The organism is Mesorhizobium sp. M7D.F.Ca.US.004.01.2.1 (genome assembly GCF_003997785.1).
Classification (GTDB): domain Bacteria; phylum Pseudomonadota; class Alphaproteobacteria; order Rhizobiales; family Rhizobiaceae; genus Mesorhizobium; species Mesorhizobium loti.
The window spans coordinates 16,213-34,581 of the sequence record NZ_RZRQ01000026.1 but is presented as its reverse complement, the minus strand read 5'-3'; the positions used below and the strand labels follow the sequence as shown (position 1 = coordinate 34,581).

The following is an 18,369-nucleotide window of genomic DNA, read 5'->3' as shown; positions in this document are numbered from 1 at the left end:
GCCACAGCCATTCGCTGCTGTCGAACACCGACCCCAAGGCGGAAGGCCCCTATCCGACGATGGTCGACAACCCGGACGGTTACAAGGTGCCGGTCGTGCAGGCGGCGTCCTATTCGAAATATCTCGGCGAGTTCAAGGTGGTGTTCGACGACAATGGCGTCGTCAAATCGGCCAGCGGCGACCCGATCTATCTCGACAAGTCGATCGCGCCCGACCCGGCCGTGCTCGCCCGCATCAAGGAGCTTGGCGCGCCGATCGAGGCGCTGAAGAACAAGGAAGTGGCGGAGACCTCCGACGTGATCGACGGCAGCCGCGAGAGCTGCCGCGCCCGCGAATGCGCGATGGGCAACCTAGTCTCCGACGCCATCCTCGACCGCGTCAAGGGACAGGGCGTCGAGATCGTCATCTCCAATGGCGGCGGCCTGCGCGCCTCGATCGACAAGGGCACCGTGACCATGGGCGAGGTGCTGACCGTGCTGCCGTTCCAGAACACGCTGGCAACCTTCCAGATTTCCGGCAAGGACCTGGTGGCCGGCCTCGAGAATGGCCTCAGCCAGATCGAGGACGGCGCCGGACGTTTCCCGCAGGTCGCCGGCCTGAAATATTCCTTCGACAAATCCGTCGCGCCCAATGCCGGCCGCGTCAAGTCGGTGGAGGTCATGGAAGGCGGCGCCTGGACGCCGCTCAACCCGGACAAGGACTATCTGGTCGCCACCAACAATTATGTCCGCCAGGGCGGCGACGGCTACAAGGTCTTCGCCGACAAGGCCAAGAATGCCTACGACTACGGTCCGGGCCTCGAACAGGTGGTTGCCGACTATCTCGGCGCCCACCGGCCCTACGCGCCGAAGCTCGACGGCCGCATCACTGAAATCGCAGCGACCGTCGCGGCGGCGCCCGCGGCCGAACCGGCCAAGCCGGCGGAAGCCGCTCCGGCGACCCCGGCGCCCGCACCCGCTGAAGCCGCCAAGCCAGCCGATGCGGCGCCGGCAATGCCTGAACTGCCTGCCAACTCGGGTGATATCGCCAACACACCGCCGGCCATATCGACAGAGACAGCGCCAGCCCCGCCGGCCGCACCGGCACCGGCTGAACCTGCAAAACCAGCCGAAGCAGCCCCGGCTCCGGCGCCCGCACCTGCAGAACCGGCAAAGCCTGCGGAGGCCGCCCCAGCCGAAGCCAGCCATGTCATCGTTGCCGGCGATACCTATTGGGATCTGGCCAAGAAGGCTTATGGGGACGCGACGAAGTGGAAACTAATCTATGAGGCCAACAAGCGTCAAAGGCCCCACCAGCTTAAGCTTGGCGCCACGCTGACCATCCCGGCGAAGTAAGGTCGCTTCACCTTTTCAAGAATGACACCCGCCCGGGAAACCGGGCGGGTTTCCTGTTTTCGAGCTAAGGTGCGGCCAGACGCTGCATTGAAAGCGCGCGCAAGAAGTTTAGGTTCGCGTCTCCCGGAGAACCCTTATGACGCTTTCCACCCCTGTCGATGCCAAAACCGCAAAGGCGCTCGGCCCTCTGCCGGCAGGACATCCGCCGGTCAAGGCGGGCAAGATCGGCGTCATGCTGGTCAACCTCGGCACGCCGGATGGTACCGACTTCAAGCCGATGTGGCGCTATCTGCGTGAATTCCTGTCCGATCCACGCGTCATCGAGCTCAACAGGGCGATCTGGTATCCGATCCTCTACGGCCTAGTGCTCACCACACGGCCCAAGAAGTCGGGCGCCAATTATGCCCGGATCTGGAACCGAGAGAAGAACGAGTCGCCTTTGCGTACCTACACCCGCGCCCAGGGCGAGAAGCTGGCCGAAGCCCTGCGCGACCTGCCCGATGTCGTCGTCGACTGGGCGATGCGCTATGGCAATCCTTCGACCGAGAGCGTGACCAAGAAACTGGTCGAACAGGGTTGCGACCGCATTCTTTCGTTCCCGCTCTATCCGCAATATTCGGCGACCACCACCGCCACCGCCAACGATCAGCTTTTTCGCGCCTTGATGAAGATGCGCCGAGCGCCGGCGATCCGCAGCGTGCCGCCCTACTATGACGAACCGGTCTACATCGAAGCGCTGGCGCGTTCGATCGAACAACATCTGACGACACTGGATTTCGAGCCAGAGGTTGTCATCACCTCCTATCACGGCATTCCAAAGCCCTATTTCGAGAAGGGCGATCCCTATCATTGCCACTGCCAGAAGACGACGCGGCTGTTGCGCGAACGGCTCGGCTGGGATGACAAGAAACTAATCATCACCTTCCAGTCGCGCTTCGGCGCGCAGGAATGGCTGCAGCCCTATACCGACAAGACGGTCGAGAAACTCGCGCAGGACGGCGTGAAATCGATCGCCATCGTTAATCCCGGTTTTTCCGTAGACTGCATCGAGACGCTGGACGAGATCGGCCGCGAGGCGGCCGAAACCTTCCATCATGCCGGCGGCAAGAACTTCGCCCACATCCCTTGCCTCAACGACAGCGCCGAGGGCATGGCGGTGATCGAGGCGATGGTGCGGCGCGAACTGTCCGGCTGGGTCTAGAGTAATTCCAGGAAAAGTGTGAAACGGTTTTCCGTCCGGAATTGCTTCAAACAAGAGTCAGAGCGGCTCGCCGCTTCCGTGAGGCGGTGAGCCGCTCTGAACCGGAACAACGCCCGCTCCGGGGCGTTGAGGCGCGCCCTCCGGAGAATTCGATGCCACGCAAACTCGACCTCAGAACTGGCCGGCCCGTCTGGTCCGCCTATCGCGCGCCCGCGGTGCCGACGGACAATCTGACGTGGGACGTCAAGACGGATGTGCTCATCATCGGCATGGGCATCAGCGGCGCCATGATGGCCGAGGCGCTGACGGCGAACGGCCATGCGGTGATCTGCATCGACCGCCGCGGCCCGCTGGAAGGATCCACGTCGGCCACCACCGCGCTGGTGCAATTCGAAATCGACCAGCCGCTTTCGACGCTCTCGAAGATGATCGGCAAAGTCGCGGCAGAACAGGCCTGGCGGCGCTCGCGGCTCGCCGTCTCCAACCTCGCCGCCCGCATTGCCGAACTCGGCATAAAATGTGGCCCGAGCCGCACGCCGTCGCTCTATCTGGCCGGCACGATGCTCGGTCCGTCGGAACTGCGCGACGAGGTCGAGGCGCGTCGGCTAGCCGGCATCGGCGCGACCTATCTCACACCAGCGCCGCTGGCGGAGACATTCGGCATCGACCGCGACGGCGGCATTCTCAGCCATGGCAACATCGCACTCGACCCACGCAAGCTGACGGCCGGGCTATTGCTCAAGACCCTGGACCGCAAGGCACGCTTCTACGCCCCCCTCGAAGCCACAGCGATCGAGGACAGCGCCGACGAGGTTGTCGTCGCGACCAGGGATGGACCGACCATAACCGCGCAACACGTTGTTCTGGCCACCGGCTACGAGTTGGTCGACATCGTGCCGGCCGCGGCCCACCGGATCATCTCGACATGGGCGATTGCGACACGCCCGCAATCGCGAAATATCTGGCCACAGGCGGCCTTCATTTGGGAGGCGTCGGACCCCTATCTCTATATGCGCGCGACAGCCGACGGCAGGGTCGTCTGCGGCGGCGAGGACGAGGATTTTGTCGACGAGGCGCAGCGCGACGCGCTGATCGGCGACAAGAGCGCGCGCATCGCCGAGAAGCTCGGCCAGCTATTTCCGCATCTCGACACCTGGCCTGAATTCGCCTGGACCGGTTCGTTCGGCACCACGACCACCGGGCTGCCCTATATCGGCGCCATTCCCCGCCACCCGCGCATCCATGCGGTGATGGGCTATGGCGGCAACGGAATCACCTTCTCGCAGATCGCTTCCGAGATTGTCTCGGCCTCGATCGACGGGCGAGACGACACGGATGCAAGGCTGTTTGCCTTCAACCGCTGAGTGCAAAACCACAAACAATCCATCATCACCTGATTGTAACGCATCTGAAACACACTTAAGTCTTTGGTGAAGTCGGCCGCGCGAGAATGGCTTGTGCGGCCTTCGTCTGAGGGAGAGCCAAATGGATTTCAGTGGTTTCGATATTGCGGTTGGTGCACTTGCCCTTCTGGTATTGGTGCTTCTGATCAAAGGCATCAGGACAATCCCGCAAGGCTACAACTATACGGTGGAGCGCTTTGGCCGTTACACCAAGACACTGAGCCCAGGCCTCAATTTCATTTTCCCGTTCGTCGACCGCATCGGCGCCAAGATGAACATGATGGAGCAGGTGCTCGACGTTCCGAGCCAGGAAATCATCACCCGCGACAACGCCATTGTCGGTGTCGACGGTATCGCCTTTTTCCAGATCCTCAACGCGGCGCAGGCTGCCTACCAGGTCGCCGGCCTGCAGAACGCCATCCTCAACCTGACGATGACCAACATCCGTACCGTCATGGGTTCGATGGACCTCGACGAGCTGTTGTCGAACCGCGACGCCATCAACGAGCGCCTGCTGCGTGTCGTCGATGAGGCGGCGCATCCGTGGGGCATCAAGATCACCCGCGTCGAGATCAAGGACATCAACCCACCGGCCAACCTCATCGAATCGATGGGCCGGCAGATGACGGCAGAACGCAACAAGCGCGCGCAGATCCTCGCCGCCGAAGGCCTCAAGCAGTCGCAGATCCTCGAGGCCGAGGGCCGCAAGGAAGCCGCCTTCCGCGACGCCGAGGCGCGCGAACGTTCGGCTGAGGCGGAAGCCCGCGCCACCCAGGTGGTGTCGGAAGCAATATCCAAGGGCGACGTGCAGGCGCTGAACTACTTCGTGGCGCTGAAATACACCGAAGCGCTTGGCAGGATCGGCACGGCCACCAACAGCAAGATCGTGCTGATGCCCTTCGAGGCATCGTCGCTGATCGGCTCGCTCGGCGGCATTGGCGAGATCGCCAAGGAAGTCTTCCGCAGCGAAGGCACCACCGGCTCGCAGAGGCAGGTCGCACGCCCGCCGGTCGTGCGCCCGAGCGAGAACTGAGATCATAAGCCATGATCGACCGCATCATTTCCGAACTCGGACCGTGGAACTGGATGGTTCTCGGCTTCGTCCTGCTGGTGATGGAAATCATCGCGCCGGGTATCTTCATGCTGTGGATCGGCATCGCCGCCCTGATCATCGGCGCGGTGTCGCTGCTGATCTGGGACGCCGGCTTCTGGACCTGGCAGGTTCAGGTCCTCGCCTTCCTGGCGCTATCGCTGGTCTCGGCCTATGTCGGCAAGAAACTGGTCGGCAGTCGCAACGACCCAACCGACCAGCCGCTGCTCAACCGGCGCGGCGCGCAGATGGTCGGCCGCATGGCGACACTTGCCGAACCGATCCGGGACGGCCGTGGCCGCATCAAGCTGGGCGACACGCTGTGGCGTGTCTCCGGCCCGGACCTGCCGGCCGGCACGCAGGTGCGCGTGACGGGTGCGGCCGACACGGATCTGGAACTGACCGTTGAGGCGGTCTGAGCGTACGCCGTTGAGGATGTGTGAGATTCAGGTCAGGCCGGCATCAGCCTAATATCAGCCCACCTTAGGCGGCGCCGATACGCAAGAGATCATGCAGATGGATGAGGCCGACTGGTTTCCGGCCCTCCACCACCATCAGACTGGTGATGGCTGAATTGTTGATCGTCTGCAGGGCCGTTGCCACCAGCGTGTCCGGCGTCGCCGTCTTCGGTCCTCTTGTCATCACCTGATCCACCGTCATCGCCAGCAGATTGCTGCCGATGTGACGGCGGATGTCACCATCGGTGATGATGCCGACCAGCGCACCGTCGGCGTCGGTGATCGCCACGCAGCCAAATCCCTTGCGCGACAGTTCCAGGATCGCGTCCTGCATGCCGGTGCCCGTAACCACCAGCGGCAGCCTGTCGCCGACATGCATGATCTCGCGGATCTGCGTCAGGTTGGCGCCGAGCTGGCCGCCCGGATGGAAGGTGCGGAAATGATCCGGCGTGAAACCGCGGGCTTCGAGCAGGGCAATCGCCAGTGCGTCGCCCATCACCAGTTGCAGCAACGTCGATGTCGTCGGCGCCAGGCCGTGCGGGCAGGCCTCCGGCGTGCGCGGCAGCAGCAGCACGACGTCGGCGGCCCGCGCCAGCGCCGATGTCTCTCCGGCGGTTATGGCGATCAACGGAATGGAGAAGCGCCTGGAATAGGCAACGATGCCCATCAGTTCCTTGCTCTCGCCCGACCACGACATGGCGATGATGGCGTCGTCCCTGGCGATCATGCCGAGATCGCCGTGATTGGCTTCCGCGGGATGGACAAAGAAGGCTGGAGTGCCGGTCGAGGCCAGTGTCGCCGCGATCTTCGATCCGATATGGCCGCTTTTGCCGACACCGGTGACGATGAGCCGCCCTTCAATCCTCGAGATCATGTCGACGGCCTGGGCAAAAGGCCCGGCCAATCCATTCTCGAGGGCGTCGGCAAGGGCCGCGACCCCCGCCTGTTCGGTTGCCACCGTCCTCAGCGCCGAAGCGATAGAGGCTTGCCTGTCCAAAGGCTTCTTATCCAGGGATCCCGCATGCATGGCTGATGCGATTAGCGCTTTGCCGGCGCGCTGTCCAACAGAAATGGCCTCAGGCATGTCGTCCGAACGTGTGCGGTGGTTTGCGACAACGACAGGCGTGAAAACAAAAGCTTAACGCGCGCGGCATGAATCCCTTTGGAAATCAGCGCTTCAAGCGGCTGACGAGCCCCGCCTCAACCCTCCGTTAACCATCCCCATTTACGGTTCGGTAAGTATGGCGCGCGTGCGCCGCGCAAGCAGTGGTGGCGATGTCCGGGGTCCAGCCAGAAAAATCGAGTGGACGAAAGGGCAAGGCGGTCTGCGCCTTGCTGCTGGCGACCAGCATGTCTGCCCTGCTGCGCCCAACGGCGCTCCATGCGCAGGAAACGGAACTGCGCGGCGAAGTTTCGGAATCGGCGATCCTGTCCGACCAGCAGCGCAAGGCGAGACAACTCGCTTTGGCAGCGCAAGGTCAGGCGCCGACCAATGCGGCGCAAGACAATGCGCCGGCCCGTACCTATCTGCCGGCCAGCGCCGGCGCCGTGCCTGACGACACGGACACCGGTGACGCAACTGCCGCCGGCAGCGTTTTCGACCCGCCGGCAGCCACCGACGACACCTCCGCCGACACTCCGGCACCGCCCAAGCCTCGCCGCCGCTCATCGACCGCCGGGCAGAACGCGGCTGACCAGGCCAAGGACAAGGCTGCGGACAAGTCGAAAAAGAAGAAGAAGCCGACGGCGGCAGACACCGACACCACTGCTTCAACGACCGCCTCCACGACGGACGCCACCGATGGTGCAGATACCGATCAGGAGACGGCCAACCGCCGCGCCCTCACCATCGACAGCGCCGACAAGCAGAAGCTCGACCCAGGTGCAGAGCGCACGGACGCCATCGAAGGCCAGAAAAAGAAGCCGGAGGATGATCCGTTCGCCGCCACCGGCGTCAAATGGGGCTCCTTCGTCATCCGGCCGACGATCGAACAGGGCCTGACCGCCACGTCGAACGGCGATTCGAGCAGTGCCGGCAAGTCGGCACTGTTGTCCGAGACGGCGCTGCGTTTTTCCGCCGCCTCCGACTGGCGCGAGAACTCCGCCACGATCGACGGCTATGGCCTGTTTCGCGAGACCGTCTCCGGTTACCCGGTTCACAACGAGCAAGGGCGCATCGAAGGCCAGCTCAATGTCGACCTCGATAATGAATTGCGCGCCATCGCCAAGCTCGGCTACGAGGCGGTGCCGGAATCGGCGTCGGCGCCGGACGCCATTGCAGGTGTCAGCAAGCAGCCGCTGCGGCAGACCGTCGACGGCAGCCTGGCCGTCGAAAAACACGTCGGCAAGATGCAGTACACGTTGACCGGCGCGGTCTCGCACGACTTCTATGGCGACGCCAAGCTTTCAAACGGCACCTCGCTGTCGCAGAAGGATCAAGACTCCACGCTCTACACCGCGACCTTGCGGACCGGCTACGAGATCTCCCCCGCCATAACCCCCTTCACCGAAATCGAGGTCGGCCGCCGGGCCTATGACCAACGCATCGACAACGAAGGCTTCGAGCGCTCGTCGACGCGGCTCGGCGCCCGCGCCGGTCTTGCGCTCGACATGGGTGAGAAGCTATCGGGTGAATTCTCGGCTGGCTGGCTCAGGGAAGCGATCGACGACAAAAACCTGGAGGCGATTTCGGGTGCGACCGTCAATGCCGACCTCAAATGGTCGCCGGAGCGCGGCACGACGATCGGCCTGACCGGCAAGACCACAGTCGAGCCCACGACCACCGCTAACGAAAGCGGCGACATCCTCTATTCCGGCCGCCTGACGGGCGAACGCCAGATTCGTGCCAACCTCACCGGCAATGCTGCGTTGGGCCTCGACTGGCGTGACTATATTGGCATCGACGGCCACGACCTGACCTTGAGCGCCGAGGCCGGACTGACATGGTGGCTGAACCGCTATGCCGGCCTGACCACAAGGGTGAGGACCGAAAAGCTGACCAGCAATTTGCCGGGTCGCGACTACACCGCCAACAGCATCTTCCTGGGCGTGAAAGTCCAGAGGTAGGAATCTAGCCAAGCAGACATGTCAGGCCGTGTCTCCAGCGTGCCTGCCTTAGGCCGCGCCGCGCCGCGCCGATGGTTTTATCTCATCGAGAAGCGTGCGGATCACGCTGGCCATGTTCTCGTTCATGTCACTGCGCCACAGCGCGAAGGCGACATTGGCCTCGACAAAGCCTTCCGGCGATCCGCAATCGAAGGTGCGGCCCTGATAATGGTAGCCATAGAAGGGCTGCTGCTTCTCCAGCTTCAGCATGGCGTCGGTGAGCTGGATCTCGTTGCCGGCGCCTTTCTCCTGGCCTTCGAGGATCTTGAAGATCTCGGGCTGCAGGATGTAGCGGCCGTTGATGTAGAGATTGGATGGCGCGGTGCCGGTCTTCGGCTTTTCCACCATCTCGGTGATGCGGAAGCCGTGATGCGTGTCCTCGCCGCGGCCGACGATGCCATATTTGTGGGCTTCGGCGGGATCGCATTCCTGCACGGCGATGATGTTGTTGCCGGTCTCTTCGTAGAGCTCGACCATTGCCTTCATGCAGCTCTTCTCCGACTGCATGATCATGTCGGGCAGCAAAAGCGCGAAGGGCTCGTCGCCGACGAGCTCGCGGGCGCACCAGACGGCATGGCCGAGCCCCATCGGCACCTGCTGGCGTGTGAAGCTGGTCTGCCCCGGCGCCGGCTGCAGCCGTTGCAGGCGAGCGAGCTGGTCGTCCTTGCCGCGCTGGGCCAGCGTGTCGTAGAGCTCGAACTGGATGTCGAAATGATCCTCGATGACGGCCTTGTTGCGGCCGGTGACGAAGATGAAATGCTCGATGCCGGCCTCGCGCGCTTCATCCACGACATACTGGATCACTGGCCGGTCGACGACGGTCAGCATTTCCTTGGGGACGGCCTTGGTGGCCGGGAGAAACCGTGTGCCGAGACCGGCGACCGGGAAGACTGCCTTGCGAACTCTCTTCATGCTGTCAATTATCCGTTTGATGGCCAGCTCCGCAATCCCCGTATCAAGACATTTTCACGCCGGAATTGAGGACTATTGGGCGACTGAGGGGAACGTTCACCGGTAAAGCTTCGAGGCGTCTTTTCGTTCCCGGTGGCACCTATGGTAAACTAATTCCTAACCTGGTTCGGCGATGAATGGTCTTTCCTGAGACAGAGAAGGAGGAAAAGATGTCCGTTCGCAATGCCGCAAAACGTTTTACCAGCATTGTAGCGGCAGCCAGCCTCTCGCTCGCTCTGCTGATGCCTGGCCCCGCTTTCGCCGATGCCGGTTTCCGGCAATGGGTCGCCGGCTTCCGCGCCACCGCCGTGCAGAGCGGTGTTTCCGGCGCCCTCTACGACCAGGCCTTCAAGGACATCAGGGATATTGACCCGGTGGTGCTGGAAAAGGCGCGCACGCAGCCTGAATTCACGGCCCCTGCCTGGGACTATTTCGACAACCGCGTCCATGACCAGTCGGTCTCCGTCGGCCAGCAGATGGCCAGGAAATGGAAGCCGTGGCTGGACCGGATCGAGGCCAGGTTCGGCGTCGACCGCTACATCCTGCTGGCCATCTGGTCGATGGAATCGAACTATGGCGAGATCCTCAAGCGCGACGACATCATGCGCAATGTCGTGCGCTCGCTGGCGACCTTGGCCTATGCCGATCCGAAGCGCGCGAAATTCGCCCGCACCCAGCTGATCGCCGCGCTGAAGATCCTGCAGACCGGCGATATCGACGAAAGCCATCTGAGCGGATCCTGGGCCGGCGCCATGGGCCACACCCAGTTCATCCCGACCAGCTATCTGCATTATGCCGTCGACATGGACGGCAACGGCAAGCGCGACATCTGGAATTCGATCCCCGATGCGTTGGCGACCTCCGCCAACCTGTTGAAGAAGAATGGCTGGCAGGCCGGCAAGACCTGGGGCTATGAGGTCGCCTTGCCTGCCGGCAAGCTTCCCGGCGGTTCCAAGACGCTGTCGCAATGGCAGGCGCTCGGCGTCGTCAGGGCCAACGGCAAGCCGTTCAAGAACGGCTCCGACAAGGCGACGTTGAAGGTGCCGGACGGCCGCGGCGGGCCGGCCTTCCTGATGATCAAGAACTTCACGGTCATCAAAGCCTACAACAACGCCGACAAATATGCGCTTGCCGTCGGTCTTCTTGCCGACGAAATCGCAGGCTCCAGCGGTCTCGTGCAGGACTGGAAGCGGCCTTTCACCAAGCTCACTTTCGAGGAAAGGCAGGAACTGCAGAAGCGGCTTTCCCAGCATGGCCTTTATGACGGCAAGTTCGACGGCAAGATCGGCGACGGCTCGAAGACTGCCATCATGGCCTTCCAGGCCAAGGCCGGCTTGACCCAGGATGGCTATCCGAGCATGGAAGTGCTGAAGTGGCTCCGGCAGAAATAGAGCCACCTGCGGTGTCACGCAGCCTTCCGGGCGCGCAAAGGACACTGTAGTAATCAGGTTTGGCGCAAGGTTCTTCGCGAAAAAATCGCTGCGATTTTTCGCGGGAGCGCGCCAAGGGATGGAGGAAACGGTTGGCTTCGGCTGCGCGCATCGCAAGGCTTGTTCGTCGCGTGCCGGTGCTTGTCCTGGCCATCGTCGTGCTCGCCGTCTGTGTGGCTGGCGCCTTCCACGCGCCGGCCATGGCGCAGGAGCAGCAGCAAAATCGTGGCTGGTCGTTGCGCGACCTTCTGTTTCCGCGCCGCAGCGAGCGGATCGAGCCACCGCTTGACATCCAGCAGGCGAAACCGAGACCCAAGGCCAAGAAACCCCGCGCCCCTCGCCCGCCAGCCGAGCCGGAAACCCCGGTGGTAGACAAGGCGCCGGACGCCCGCGTCGTCCTGGTGGTCGGCGACTTCATGGCGGCGGGCCTCGCCGAAGGCCTGGACACCGCCTTTGCCGAGAATCCCGGCGTCAGGATCGTTGCTCGCTCCAATGGTTCGTCCGGCTTCGTGCGTGATGATTTCTACAACTGGCCCGAACAGATCAAATCGCTGATCGAGACCGAAAACCCGACCGCCGTGGTCGTCATGCTGGGTTCCAACGACCGTCAGCAGATGAAGGTGGGGGATGTGCGCGAGCAGCCTTGGTCCGAGAATTGGACCAAGGAATATGAGCGTCGCACCGATGCACTCGGCAAGGTCATCGCCACTGCGAAAGTGCCTTTCCTGTGGGTCGGCATGCCAGCGTTCCGGGTGCCGAAGATGACCTCCGACATGCTGGCCTTCAACGACATCTACCATAAGGCGGCCGAAAGCCATGGCGGCGAATTCGTCGACGTCTGGGACGGGTTCGTCGACGAGAACGGCGCCTTCATCACCAGCGGCCCCGACATGAACGGCCAACCGGTGCGGCTGCGCGCCGATGACGGCATCAATGTCTCGAAGGCAGGCAAGCGCAAGCTCGCCTTCTATACCGAAAAACCACTGTTGAAGATCCTCGGCCTGTCCGCGCCGGGAAGCGTGGTTACGGCTTCCGCGCCAGCGGGCGCTCCCGTGGAGACGCCGGCGCCGGCCGCAGCCCCCATCGTCATCGACCGCACCGCGCCAATGCTGCTCAGCGATCCGGCGCTCGACGGCGGCTCCGAGTTGCTTGGCGCGGCACCACTGGCGAAGGCCGATCCGGACCTGCCCGGCGAAAGGCTGGTGGTGGAGGGCAAGGCACCCGTGGCTTCGCCCGGCCGCGCCGACGATTTCTCCTGGCCACCCAAGGCTGCAGCCGCGACCGACACCACGACGGCAATCAATCGCTAAAAACGCTCAGCGCGGGAGAACGCTCGCCCCCATCAACGCCTCGTCGATCGAGCGTGCCGCCTGGCGGCCCTCGCGGATTGCCCAGACGACCAGCGACTGGCCACGACGCACGTCGCCGGCCGCATAGAGCCTGTCGACGCTGGTCCTGTAGTCGCGGTCATTGGCCTCGACATTCCTGGAGCGGCGGCTGTCGGTGGCGATCTTCATCTCACCCTCCAATTCCCCAGCCACTCCGGCCGCAGCCGGCCCGGCAAAGCCGATGGCGATGAACGCGAGATCGGCGCGGATGACGAATTCGGTGCCGGCGATCGGCTTGCGCTTTTCGTCGACTTCGCAGCATTTGACCCCGGTCAGCTGGCCGTTTTCGCCGATGAATTCAAGCGTCGCCACCTGGAATTCGCGCTCGGCGCCTTCGGCCTGCGAGGATGACGTGCGCATCTTGGTCGCCCAGTATGGCCAGACCGACAGCTTGTCTTCCTTTTCCGGCGGCTGCGGCCGGATGTCGAGCTGGGTGACGCGCACCGCGCCCTGGCGGAAGGCGGTGCCGACGCAGTCGGAGGCAGTGTCGCCGCCGCCGACGACGACGACATGCTGGCCGCCGGCGAGGATCGGATGCGACGGCCACGCCACCGACTGGATCGGTTCGCCGCCGACACGCCTGTTCTGCTGCACCAGATAGGGCATCGCGTCATGCACGCCGCCGAGATCGTCGCCGGGAATGCCGGCCGCGCGCGGCGTTTCGGAACCGCCGCAATAAAGCACGGCGTCATGTTCGGCGAGCAGCTCGGCAACCGGCTTGTCGACGCCGACATTGACGCCGCAATGGAAGGTGACGCCCTCGCCCTGCATCTGCTCGATGCGCCGGTCGATATAGTGCTTCTCGATCTTGAAGTCGGGAATGCCGTAACGCATCAACCCGCCGGGCCGGCTCTCGCGCTCATAGACATGGACGTCGTGGCCGGCGCGGCCGAGCTGCTGGGCAGCCGACATGCCGGCCGGGCCGGAGCCGATGACGGCGACGCGCTTGCCGGTCTTCTTCTCCGGCGGATAGGGCCTGATATGGCCGGTCTCGTAAGCCTTGTCGGCGATCGCCTGCTCGACCGTCTTGATGGCGACGGGGATGTCCTCGAGGTTCAGCGTGCAGGCTTCCTCGCAAGGTGCGGGGCAGATGCGGCCGGTGAACTCCGGGAAATTGTTGGTCGAATGCAGGTTGCGGATCGCATTGTCCCAGTCGCCATTGTAGACGAGGTCGTTCCAGTCCGGGATCTGGTTGTGGATCGGGCAGCCCGTCGGCCCATGGCAGAACGGAATGCCGCAATCCATGCAGCGCGCGGCCTGTTTCTCGACCTCTTTGTCGGACATCGGCAGCGTGAATTCGCGGAAATGCCGGATGCGGTCGGAGGCCGGCTGGTACTTGTGCACCTGCCGGTCGATTTCGAGAAAGCCTGTTACCTTGCCCATAGTCCAGTTCCTGCTGTCCAGATGGTGCGCCTGGCGACGCCCTGCAGCTGGATCAGATGGGGCATCCCGTCCACACATGGGCCGCACCAAGTTGCCCAAAATTCGACTATGTACACTTGCCGGGCTCAAAGCTCGTGAGGGGCTCGCCATGCAGCCAGTTCTCGACTCTAATCGAAGGAGCCGGGGACTCCATCTGCAATACCACGTTGCGGTCCAAAGCTATTTCCAAAGGTTTCTGCACGAGCTGGTTTCCTCTCAGAGACGGCACACGGGTTCAGGGAGGAGCGCATCGCTCGTCTTGCCCCATTGAGTGCAGTCACAGTCACTCAGTCTCAAAAGCCATGCCAACGCGCTCAGCGCGCAGTTAGCGCCCATTGCTTCGAAAAACCTCGTCAGTGCCCAGATGTTGGTTGTAATGAACCTGACATTTGTCTGACGCTGTCAGCTTTTGGACACGCGATCACGCGCTTCGTGCCGCCAGATGGCCAGGCCGAGCCCTGTGTTGCCAGCGGTCGCTTCGATGATTGTACCGCCCCGCGCGTGCCACGCTGTTCGGCATTAACGATCATCGACAACGCAATGCGATCCTTGATCGATCCGCCGGGATTCTGGCTTTCGATCTTGACGAAGCGACGACACCTGCCGGTATCGAATCTCTTCAGTTCGACGACCGGCGTCTCCCCAATCAGATCGAGCACTGACAAATGGCGGACGCAGGCGAGAGGACGCCTTTGTCGACGGTCGGCGGAACATCTCGAGGCTCATGCGGCTGCGGTCTCCAGAATGTCGGCATAGTGCCGTTGCGCAATATCGGGATGCGAGCGCAGTCGGCTCTTCAGCAGTTGCGGAACAGGGGATTGTCGGGGTCGCTGGCGGGGCACCCGCTTCGGCAGCCAGTTCAGGCGGCAGGTCAAGAAACCGTATGTCGGCATCAAGCCGCGCGCCGAAGAAGAAGGGAATAGAAACAGTGCCCTTCGAAAGACCCAGGGCGACGGAAATCATTGCATCGGGCGAGTTCATGCGCCTGAAGCAGCGCTGGCTGCAACTGCTTCATAGCGACAGGCGGGCGGAGACTCTAGCGGGGCTTTCGCCGCTTGGTTGATTGAGGCTCTCGACGAAGCCACTAAGATTCGGCGGCCGATAATAGCTTGCTGCTCATTGGGACGCCGACCAACGCCGGGATTGAGAAAGGCAACCCTGCCCCACAAGGCGGGTGTCACACGTGCGGTGCGTCCGCTCGTCGCGCCGGATGGTCTTTGAGACCTGGGTTCACGGCTATTCAGATGCACCCCTGTCGGCTTTTCGGTGCAGGCCGCCAGGCGGCGTGTTGCAGCAGCGGTAATTAGTTTGAGAGCGTGCGAGCACGGGCTGCATAGTGAGATCATTTGCCGGCGTGGGGACCAAGGTGTGGCGCAGCCTTAGAGAACTCAACACCGAGACCGGAGCAACGGAGACGGCTCTTTCGTCGAGACAGTTTAATTGGAAGGCCGAGAAGCACCGGCTGGGTAGCGTCACGCCGCATCATTCTTTGCGGAGCTGGAGCGCGCGGGATCGCTGGAGCGGCTGGTGAAAGCGGTTGCCGGGGCGCACGCCAACAACAACACGTGAGCTGGCGCCTCGTGTGGCAAAAGGAGGGGGCGAGAGCCCATGGCCTGCAATGAAGCGATCAAGCATTGCGATCGTGGAACCAAGCTGCCTAGTCGACCATCCGGACCGCGGCCTTCAAGCCAGCTCGCCTTGGAATCGGCCTTCCAGGAATCACCGTCAAGGCCGACTCACGACCTTTTCGCCATGAGCCGCGAAGAGGGCATTCCGCCGGAAGCCGATGGCTGCCTTCTCTCGTTCATCGACGGCTATGTGGTGAGCGGCCATGTGCCGGTCGGCACGGTCAACAAGCTCTTGACCGAGCGGCCCGACATCAAAGGGCATGACGCTGCCCGGCATGCCGATGGGCTCCCCCGGCATGAGTGGCACGAAGGAAGCGCCCTTCGAGATTCTCGAAATCCGAAAGTCTGACGCGACCGGCGGCATCTACGCCACGGAATAGGAGGCTTCGATGATGGAATGCATGAGCGGCATGATGATGTTCGGCACGGGCCTGGTGTGGCTGCTTGTCGTCGTCGTGCTCGTCCTCGGGACGGCCGCGCTGATCAAATACCTGTTCTCCAGCGGCGGCAAAGGAGAAGGGCGTCGGTCCTCTTATCGATGCGTGGCCGCGGCAGGCCTCGGATTGGTCTGGACATTGCCTTGGCTCGCCAACCGGATGGCCGCGCCCCGGCCGCGGCGATAGCGCTAGGCAAGACGGTTTTAGCCAGGCGAAGGTCAGCGCGATTGGAAAGCCCGCTGCCTTCGGGACGCATGCCGGCGCCGGGACCGGCCGCGGTCGTCGGCGGCGGCTACCAGAGCGACATGCCGGGCTTCGGGAATGTCCTCACCGACGAGGAGATCCGGGCCGTTCTGGCCTTCATCAAAAGCACATGGCCCGAGCGGGAACGCGCCTATCAGGCAGATGAGCCGCCGGGAGCGGGAGCAGACACAGTGAGACCAATCCTAGCCGCGGAGCCCTCGAACGCCCCCAACCGGAATGCATTGTCCATGAAAGCGAAACCGTCGCTTGCGATTCAATTTCTGGCGCTGATCCTCGGGACCTCCGCGCTGGCCCACCATCCGGGCGCCGATCTCGACAAGATGAGGGACAGCGCGGAGAGGTTCTTCCAGGCGATCGACGAGCAGGCCGCGCCGCCTTTCGAACTGGCCGACGCGGACGGAAGGGCCGTCCGCCTTCCGATCTCTCCGACAAGATCGTGGTGCTCTACTTCATGACGAGGTAACCTTGGAAGAAGAAGGCGACGGCCACTGGCGGCAGGATGGCAAGCACGCTGGCCGCAAAAAGCGGCCCATACTCATAGAAGCGGGCCGGTTCTGTCGCAAATCGTGCTTTTGGCCACAACTGGACGCTTTCGCGCGCTTATGGACCAGCTCACATGACAGGGCTCGACGTGCCCCGGGGTGGCGCCCTACTTCCACGCTCGCACTGTCACACTCCCGCCGAAAGGCGGGTTTAGTGAGTTATGGCAGTGACTGTGCCACCAGTCCAAACGTCGAGTTTCGCGGCAACTTCGACGCTTTCCTTAGCTGACTTGCCCAAAACCAGCGCGGCCAAAGCATACTGCTTGCCGCTCCCGATGGCATAATATTCACCTTTCACGGGATCACTTGGCAGCCAATTGCCGTCCAACAATACGGCTTCCCCATTTTTGCGCACTATCAGCGCCTCAAATTCAAAATTGTCGTCGTTGCGCGGCACAGGAATATCAGAAACATCCATGCCCTTCTCAACCCAGTCTCGAACGGCCTTTGGAATACCCAAGGACGAAGAGGAAACGCCGATGAGTGTGCCGTCGCATAAGCGAAACACCTTCGTTTTCTCACCGACGGATACTGAGTCAAAACCCAAGGCTCGGCCGTCGCCAGCCATGGTTCCGTTCCTGTAAGCTATTGTTGTCATTGGCACCCTTCTATCGCTGCATCAAACTTCAGGACCTTGCGCATGTCCCCTGTGTCAAGGTCACTGACCGACGGCCTATTTGCCTGATACACGATACAGGCTGCGCTCCTTGAGTTCGCGCACGGGTGGCCGTCATCTTGCCGCCTTCGCGCAATGCCTTGAACAGGCCGAGTCTGTCCCCCAGCGGGAATGACAACCACCTCCATGTCGTTGAAACGCAGGAAATCCGTCACTTTGCCTCGTCGGTAACGGGCGGAGCCGGAGCGGTCGTCACCGGGCAAGCGCGGTCGCAGTAGGTATCCTGGGCAGCCCGTCAGACATGGATGGCTTCGGTTGTGTCATGCGACTTCTTGTTGGTCGGTCACGTGTTTCCGGATAACCAGCATGCGCTGTGCCAAATGAGAAAACCATTTAAAGTCAATCCAGCAGATCTGACTGTATTCCGACATTGTCGGAAATTGGACATCGCCGAACGCGGGCGCTCGGGGCTTGTGATGATACTTGGGCGTGCTGCTTCGGAGGAGGGATGCGCCTCGTACCGGCCGCGAAGCCTTCCTGCATTTAAGGCGCCAGATCAATTGAACGCGATGCCGGGCAGCGTCGCAGCGGCTAAGCCAGCCACTCGCATTGCTCCCTGACAGGATGGTGCCGATCCTGCTGAGATCGCATGCTGGCGCGACGTTGCTTTGCGGCCACCGTCGCGCCTGCCCGTGAACTGTTCGCGCCTGTGCTCATGCTCGCCTTGACACCCTCGATGGGTCCATCCGGGATGGTCAACCATCCGGAACATAGCGGGCAGGCGGGCATCTTCACCAGCAGTCTCTGTGTCGCTCTCGTGGCGGCAAACAAGATCGAGGCTGGCGGGGTGATGATCAACGGTCCTCGAACCATCGATTTTGATCGCGGTGGCCGTTCAGTGCGTTCAAGCACGAGGCGCCGTTAGACGGCACCGCAGCATCATAGCGAAGTGCCATGCAGGACGACTCCCTGCAGCATCGTCTCGCGCAGCCAAACACTTGCCGGATCACTGTTGTGAACGGCCGGGCGTTTGACGGCCTGTGACGCGAAAAGGCAACGGAAGATCTAGCATTTATGGGGGAAATGTTTTTTCGGAGTGC

General features: G+C 62.6%; 15 protein-coding genes and 4 pseudogenes. 12 read left to right on the top strand and 7 right to left on the bottom strand.

The window, feature by feature from the left end; all coding sequences use genetic code 11:
• From EN993_RS07005 to EN993_RS06985, 5 genes are all read left to right on the top strand, one after another.
• Window positions 1-1,334: 5'-nucleotidase C-terminal domain-containing protein (locus EN993_RS07005; protein ID WP_127262753.1), on the top strand; the 1,334-nt coding region annotated here is incomplete at its 5' end.
• A 136-nt stretch (window positions 1,335-1,470) separates the two neighbouring features.
• Complete coding sequence (gene hemH, locus EN993_RS07000; RefSeq protein ID WP_109659284.1) at window positions 1,471-2,535, top strand: ferrochelatase; 1,065 nt, start codon at window positions 1,471-1,473, stop codon at window positions 2,533-2,535.
• Window positions 2,536-2,687: 152 nt separating this feature from the next.
• Window positions 2,688-3,899: an FAD-binding oxidoreductase gene (locus tag EN993_RS06995; protein WP_109659282.1), complete on the top strand. Its 1,212-nt coding sequence runs from the start codon at window positions 2,688-2,690 to the stop codon at window positions 3,897-3,899.
• A gap of 121 nt (window positions 3,900-4,020) precedes the next feature.
• Entirely contained in the window at window positions 4,021-4,971 is a 951-nt protein-coding gene (locus EN993_RS06990) for an SPFH domain-containing protein (RefSeq protein WP_109659280.1), read from the top strand.
• An 11-nt stretch (window positions 4,972-4,982) separates the two neighbouring features.
• On the top strand, window positions 4,983-5,447 hold the full coding sequence (locus EN993_RS06985; protein ID WP_109659278.1) for an NfeD family protein: 465 nt from the start codon (window positions 4,983-4,985) through the stop codon (window positions 5,445-5,447).
• Between the two features lie 64 nt (window positions 5,448-5,511).
• On the opposite strand, the gene EN993_RS06980 is transcribed toward EN993_RS06985, so the two are convergent.
• Complete coding sequence (locus EN993_RS06980; RefSeq protein ID WP_127262752.1) at window positions 5,512-6,513, bottom strand: KpsF/GutQ family sugar-phosphate isomerase; 1,002 nt, start codon at window positions 6,511-6,513, stop codon at window positions 5,512-5,514.
• 248 nt (window positions 6,514-6,761) lie between these two features.
• On the opposite strand from EN993_RS06980, the gene EN993_RS06975 reads away from it, so the two are divergent.
• Window positions 6,762-8,552: an outer membrane beta-barrel protein gene (locus EN993_RS06975; protein WP_164757565.1), complete on the top strand. Its 1,791-nt coding sequence runs from the start codon at window positions 6,762-6,764 to the stop codon at window positions 8,550-8,552.
• Between the two features lie 48 nt (window positions 8,553-8,600).
• Here EN993_RS06975 and galU read toward each other — a convergent pair whose 3' ends face one another.
• Window positions 8,601-9,503, bottom strand: coding sequence for a UTP--glucose-1-phosphate uridylyltransferase GalU (gene galU, locus EN993_RS06970; RefSeq protein WP_109659274.1), 903 nt, complete (start codon window positions 9,501-9,503; stop codon window positions 8,601-8,603).
• A 209-nt stretch (window positions 9,504-9,712) separates the two neighbouring features.
• On the opposite strand from galU, the gene EN993_RS06965 reads away from it, so the two are divergent.
• Together EN993_RS06965 and EN993_RS06960 are read left to right on the top strand one after the other, a co-directional pair.
• Complete coding sequence (locus EN993_RS06965) at window positions 9,713-10,933, top strand: lytic murein transglycosylase (protein WP_109661231.1); 1,221 nt, start codon at window positions 9,713-9,715, stop codon at window positions 10,931-10,933.
• Window positions 10,934-11,064: 131 nt separating this feature from the next.
• A complete protein-coding gene (locus EN993_RS06960; RefSeq protein WP_109659272.1) occupies window positions 11,065-12,282 on the top strand; it encodes a DUF459 domain-containing protein in 1,218 nt (405 codons plus the stop codon).
• A 6-nt stretch (window positions 12,283-12,288) separates the two neighbouring features.
• Here the strand turns inward: EN993_RS06960 and EN993_RS06955 are convergent, their stop codons facing one another.
• The 4 genes and pseudogenes from EN993_RS06955 to EN993_RS37680 form a co-directional block, all read right to left on the bottom strand.
• A complete protein-coding gene (locus tag EN993_RS06955) occupies window positions 12,289-13,743 on the bottom strand; it encodes a glutamate synthase subunit beta (RefSeq protein WP_127262751.1) in 1,455 nt (484 codons plus the stop codon).
• Window positions 13,744-13,784: 41 nt separating this feature from the next.
• Window positions 13,785-13,948: pseudogene (locus tag EN993_RS06950) on the bottom strand (thioredoxin domain-containing protein); the annotation flags it as partial.
• A gap of 278 nt (window positions 13,949-14,226) precedes the next feature.
• Window positions 14,227-14,496 (bottom strand): annotated as a pseudogene (locus tag EN993_RS06945) (pyridoxal-phosphate dependent enzyme); the annotation flags it as partial.
• A gap of 8 nt (window positions 14,497-14,504) precedes the next feature.
• Window positions 14,505-14,709: pseudogene (locus tag EN993_RS37680) on the bottom strand (isopenicillin N synthase family oxygenase); the annotation flags it as partial.
• 801 nt (window positions 14,710-15,510) lie between these two features.
• On the opposite strand from EN993_RS37680, the pseudogene EN993_RS06935 reads away from it, so the two are divergent.
• The 3 genes and pseudogenes from EN993_RS06935 to EN993_RS38430 all read left to right on the top strand — a co-directional run.
• Window positions 15,511-15,790 (top strand): annotated as a pseudogene (locus tag EN993_RS06935) (DUF411 domain-containing protein); the annotation flags it as partial.
• 9 nt (window positions 15,791-15,799) lie between these two features.
• Window positions 15,800-16,033 (top strand): hypothetical protein, encoded by a 234-nt coding sequence (locus EN993_RS37675; protein ID WP_127312611.1) that lies wholly within the window; start codon window positions 15,800-15,802, stop codon window positions 16,031-16,033.
• Window positions 16,034-16,074: 41 nt separating this feature from the next.
• Complete coding sequence (locus EN993_RS38430) at window positions 16,075-16,566, top strand: cytochrome c (RefSeq protein ID WP_244514239.1); 492 nt, start codon at window positions 16,075-16,077, stop codon at window positions 16,564-16,566.
• 238 nt (window positions 16,567-16,804) lie between these two features.
• Here EN993_RS38430 and EN993_RS06920 read toward each other — a convergent pair whose 3' ends face one another.
• Entirely contained in the window at window positions 16,805-17,221 is a 417-nt protein-coding gene (locus EN993_RS06920; RefSeq protein WP_063169404.1) for a hypothetical protein, read from the bottom strand.
• Between the two features lie 697 nt (window positions 17,222-17,918).
• On the opposite strand from EN993_RS06920, the gene EN993_RS06915 reads away from it, so the two are divergent.
• A complete protein-coding gene (locus tag EN993_RS06915) occupies window positions 17,919-18,194 on the top strand; it encodes a hypothetical protein (protein ID WP_063169403.1) in 276 nt (91 codons plus the stop codon).
• Window positions 18,195-18,369: the final 175 nt, after the last annotated feature.

Bases quoted from the DNA above. Each gene is read 5' to 3' on its own strand.
- EN993_RS06985 (WP_109659278.1), top strand. From the start codon at position 4,983: ATGATCGACCGCATCATTTCCGAACTCGGACCGTGGAACTGGATGGTT.
- EN993_RS06990 (WP_109659280.1), top strand. From the start codon at position 4,021: ATGGATTTCAGTGGTTTCGATATTGCGGTTGGTGCACTTGCCCTTCTG.
- EN993_RS06975 (WP_164757565.1), top strand. From the start codon at position 6,762: ATGTCCGGGGTCCAGCCAGAAAAATCGAGTGGACGAAAGGGCAAGGCG.
- EN993_RS06980 (WP_127262752.1), bottom strand. From the start codon at position 6,513: ATGCATGCGGGATCCCTGGATAAGAAGCCTTTGGACAGGCAAGCCTCT.
- EN993_RS06995 (WP_109659282.1), top strand. From the start codon at position 2,688: ATGCCACGCAAACTCGACCTCAGAACTGGCCGGCCCGTCTGGTCCGCC.
- galU (WP_109659274.1), bottom strand. From the start codon at position 9,503: ATGAAGAGAGTTCGCAAGGCAGTCTTCCCGGTCGCCGGTCTCGGCACA.
- EN993_RS06920 (WP_063169404.1), bottom strand. From the start codon at position 17,221: ATGGCTGGCGACGGCCGAGCCTTGGGTTTTGACTCAGTATCCGTCGGT.
- hemH (WP_109659284.1), top strand. From the start codon at position 1,471: ATGACGCTTTCCACCCCTGTCGATGCCAAAACCGCAAAGGCGCTCGGC.
- EN993_RS06915 (WP_063169403.1), top strand. From the start codon at position 17,919: ATGCTGGCGCGACGTTGCTTTGCGGCCACCGTCGCGCCTGCCCGTGAA.
- EN993_RS06955 (WP_127262751.1), bottom strand. From the start codon at position 13,743: ATGGGCAAGGTAACAGGCTTTCTCGAAATCGACCGGCAGGTGCACAAG.
- EN993_RS06965 (WP_109661231.1), top strand. From the start codon at position 9,713: ATGTCCGTTCGCAATGCCGCAAAACGTTTTACCAGCATTGTAGCGGCA.
- EN993_RS37675 (WP_127312611.1), top strand. From the start codon at position 15,800: ATGATGGAATGCATGAGCGGCATGATGATGTTCGGCACGGGCCTGGTG.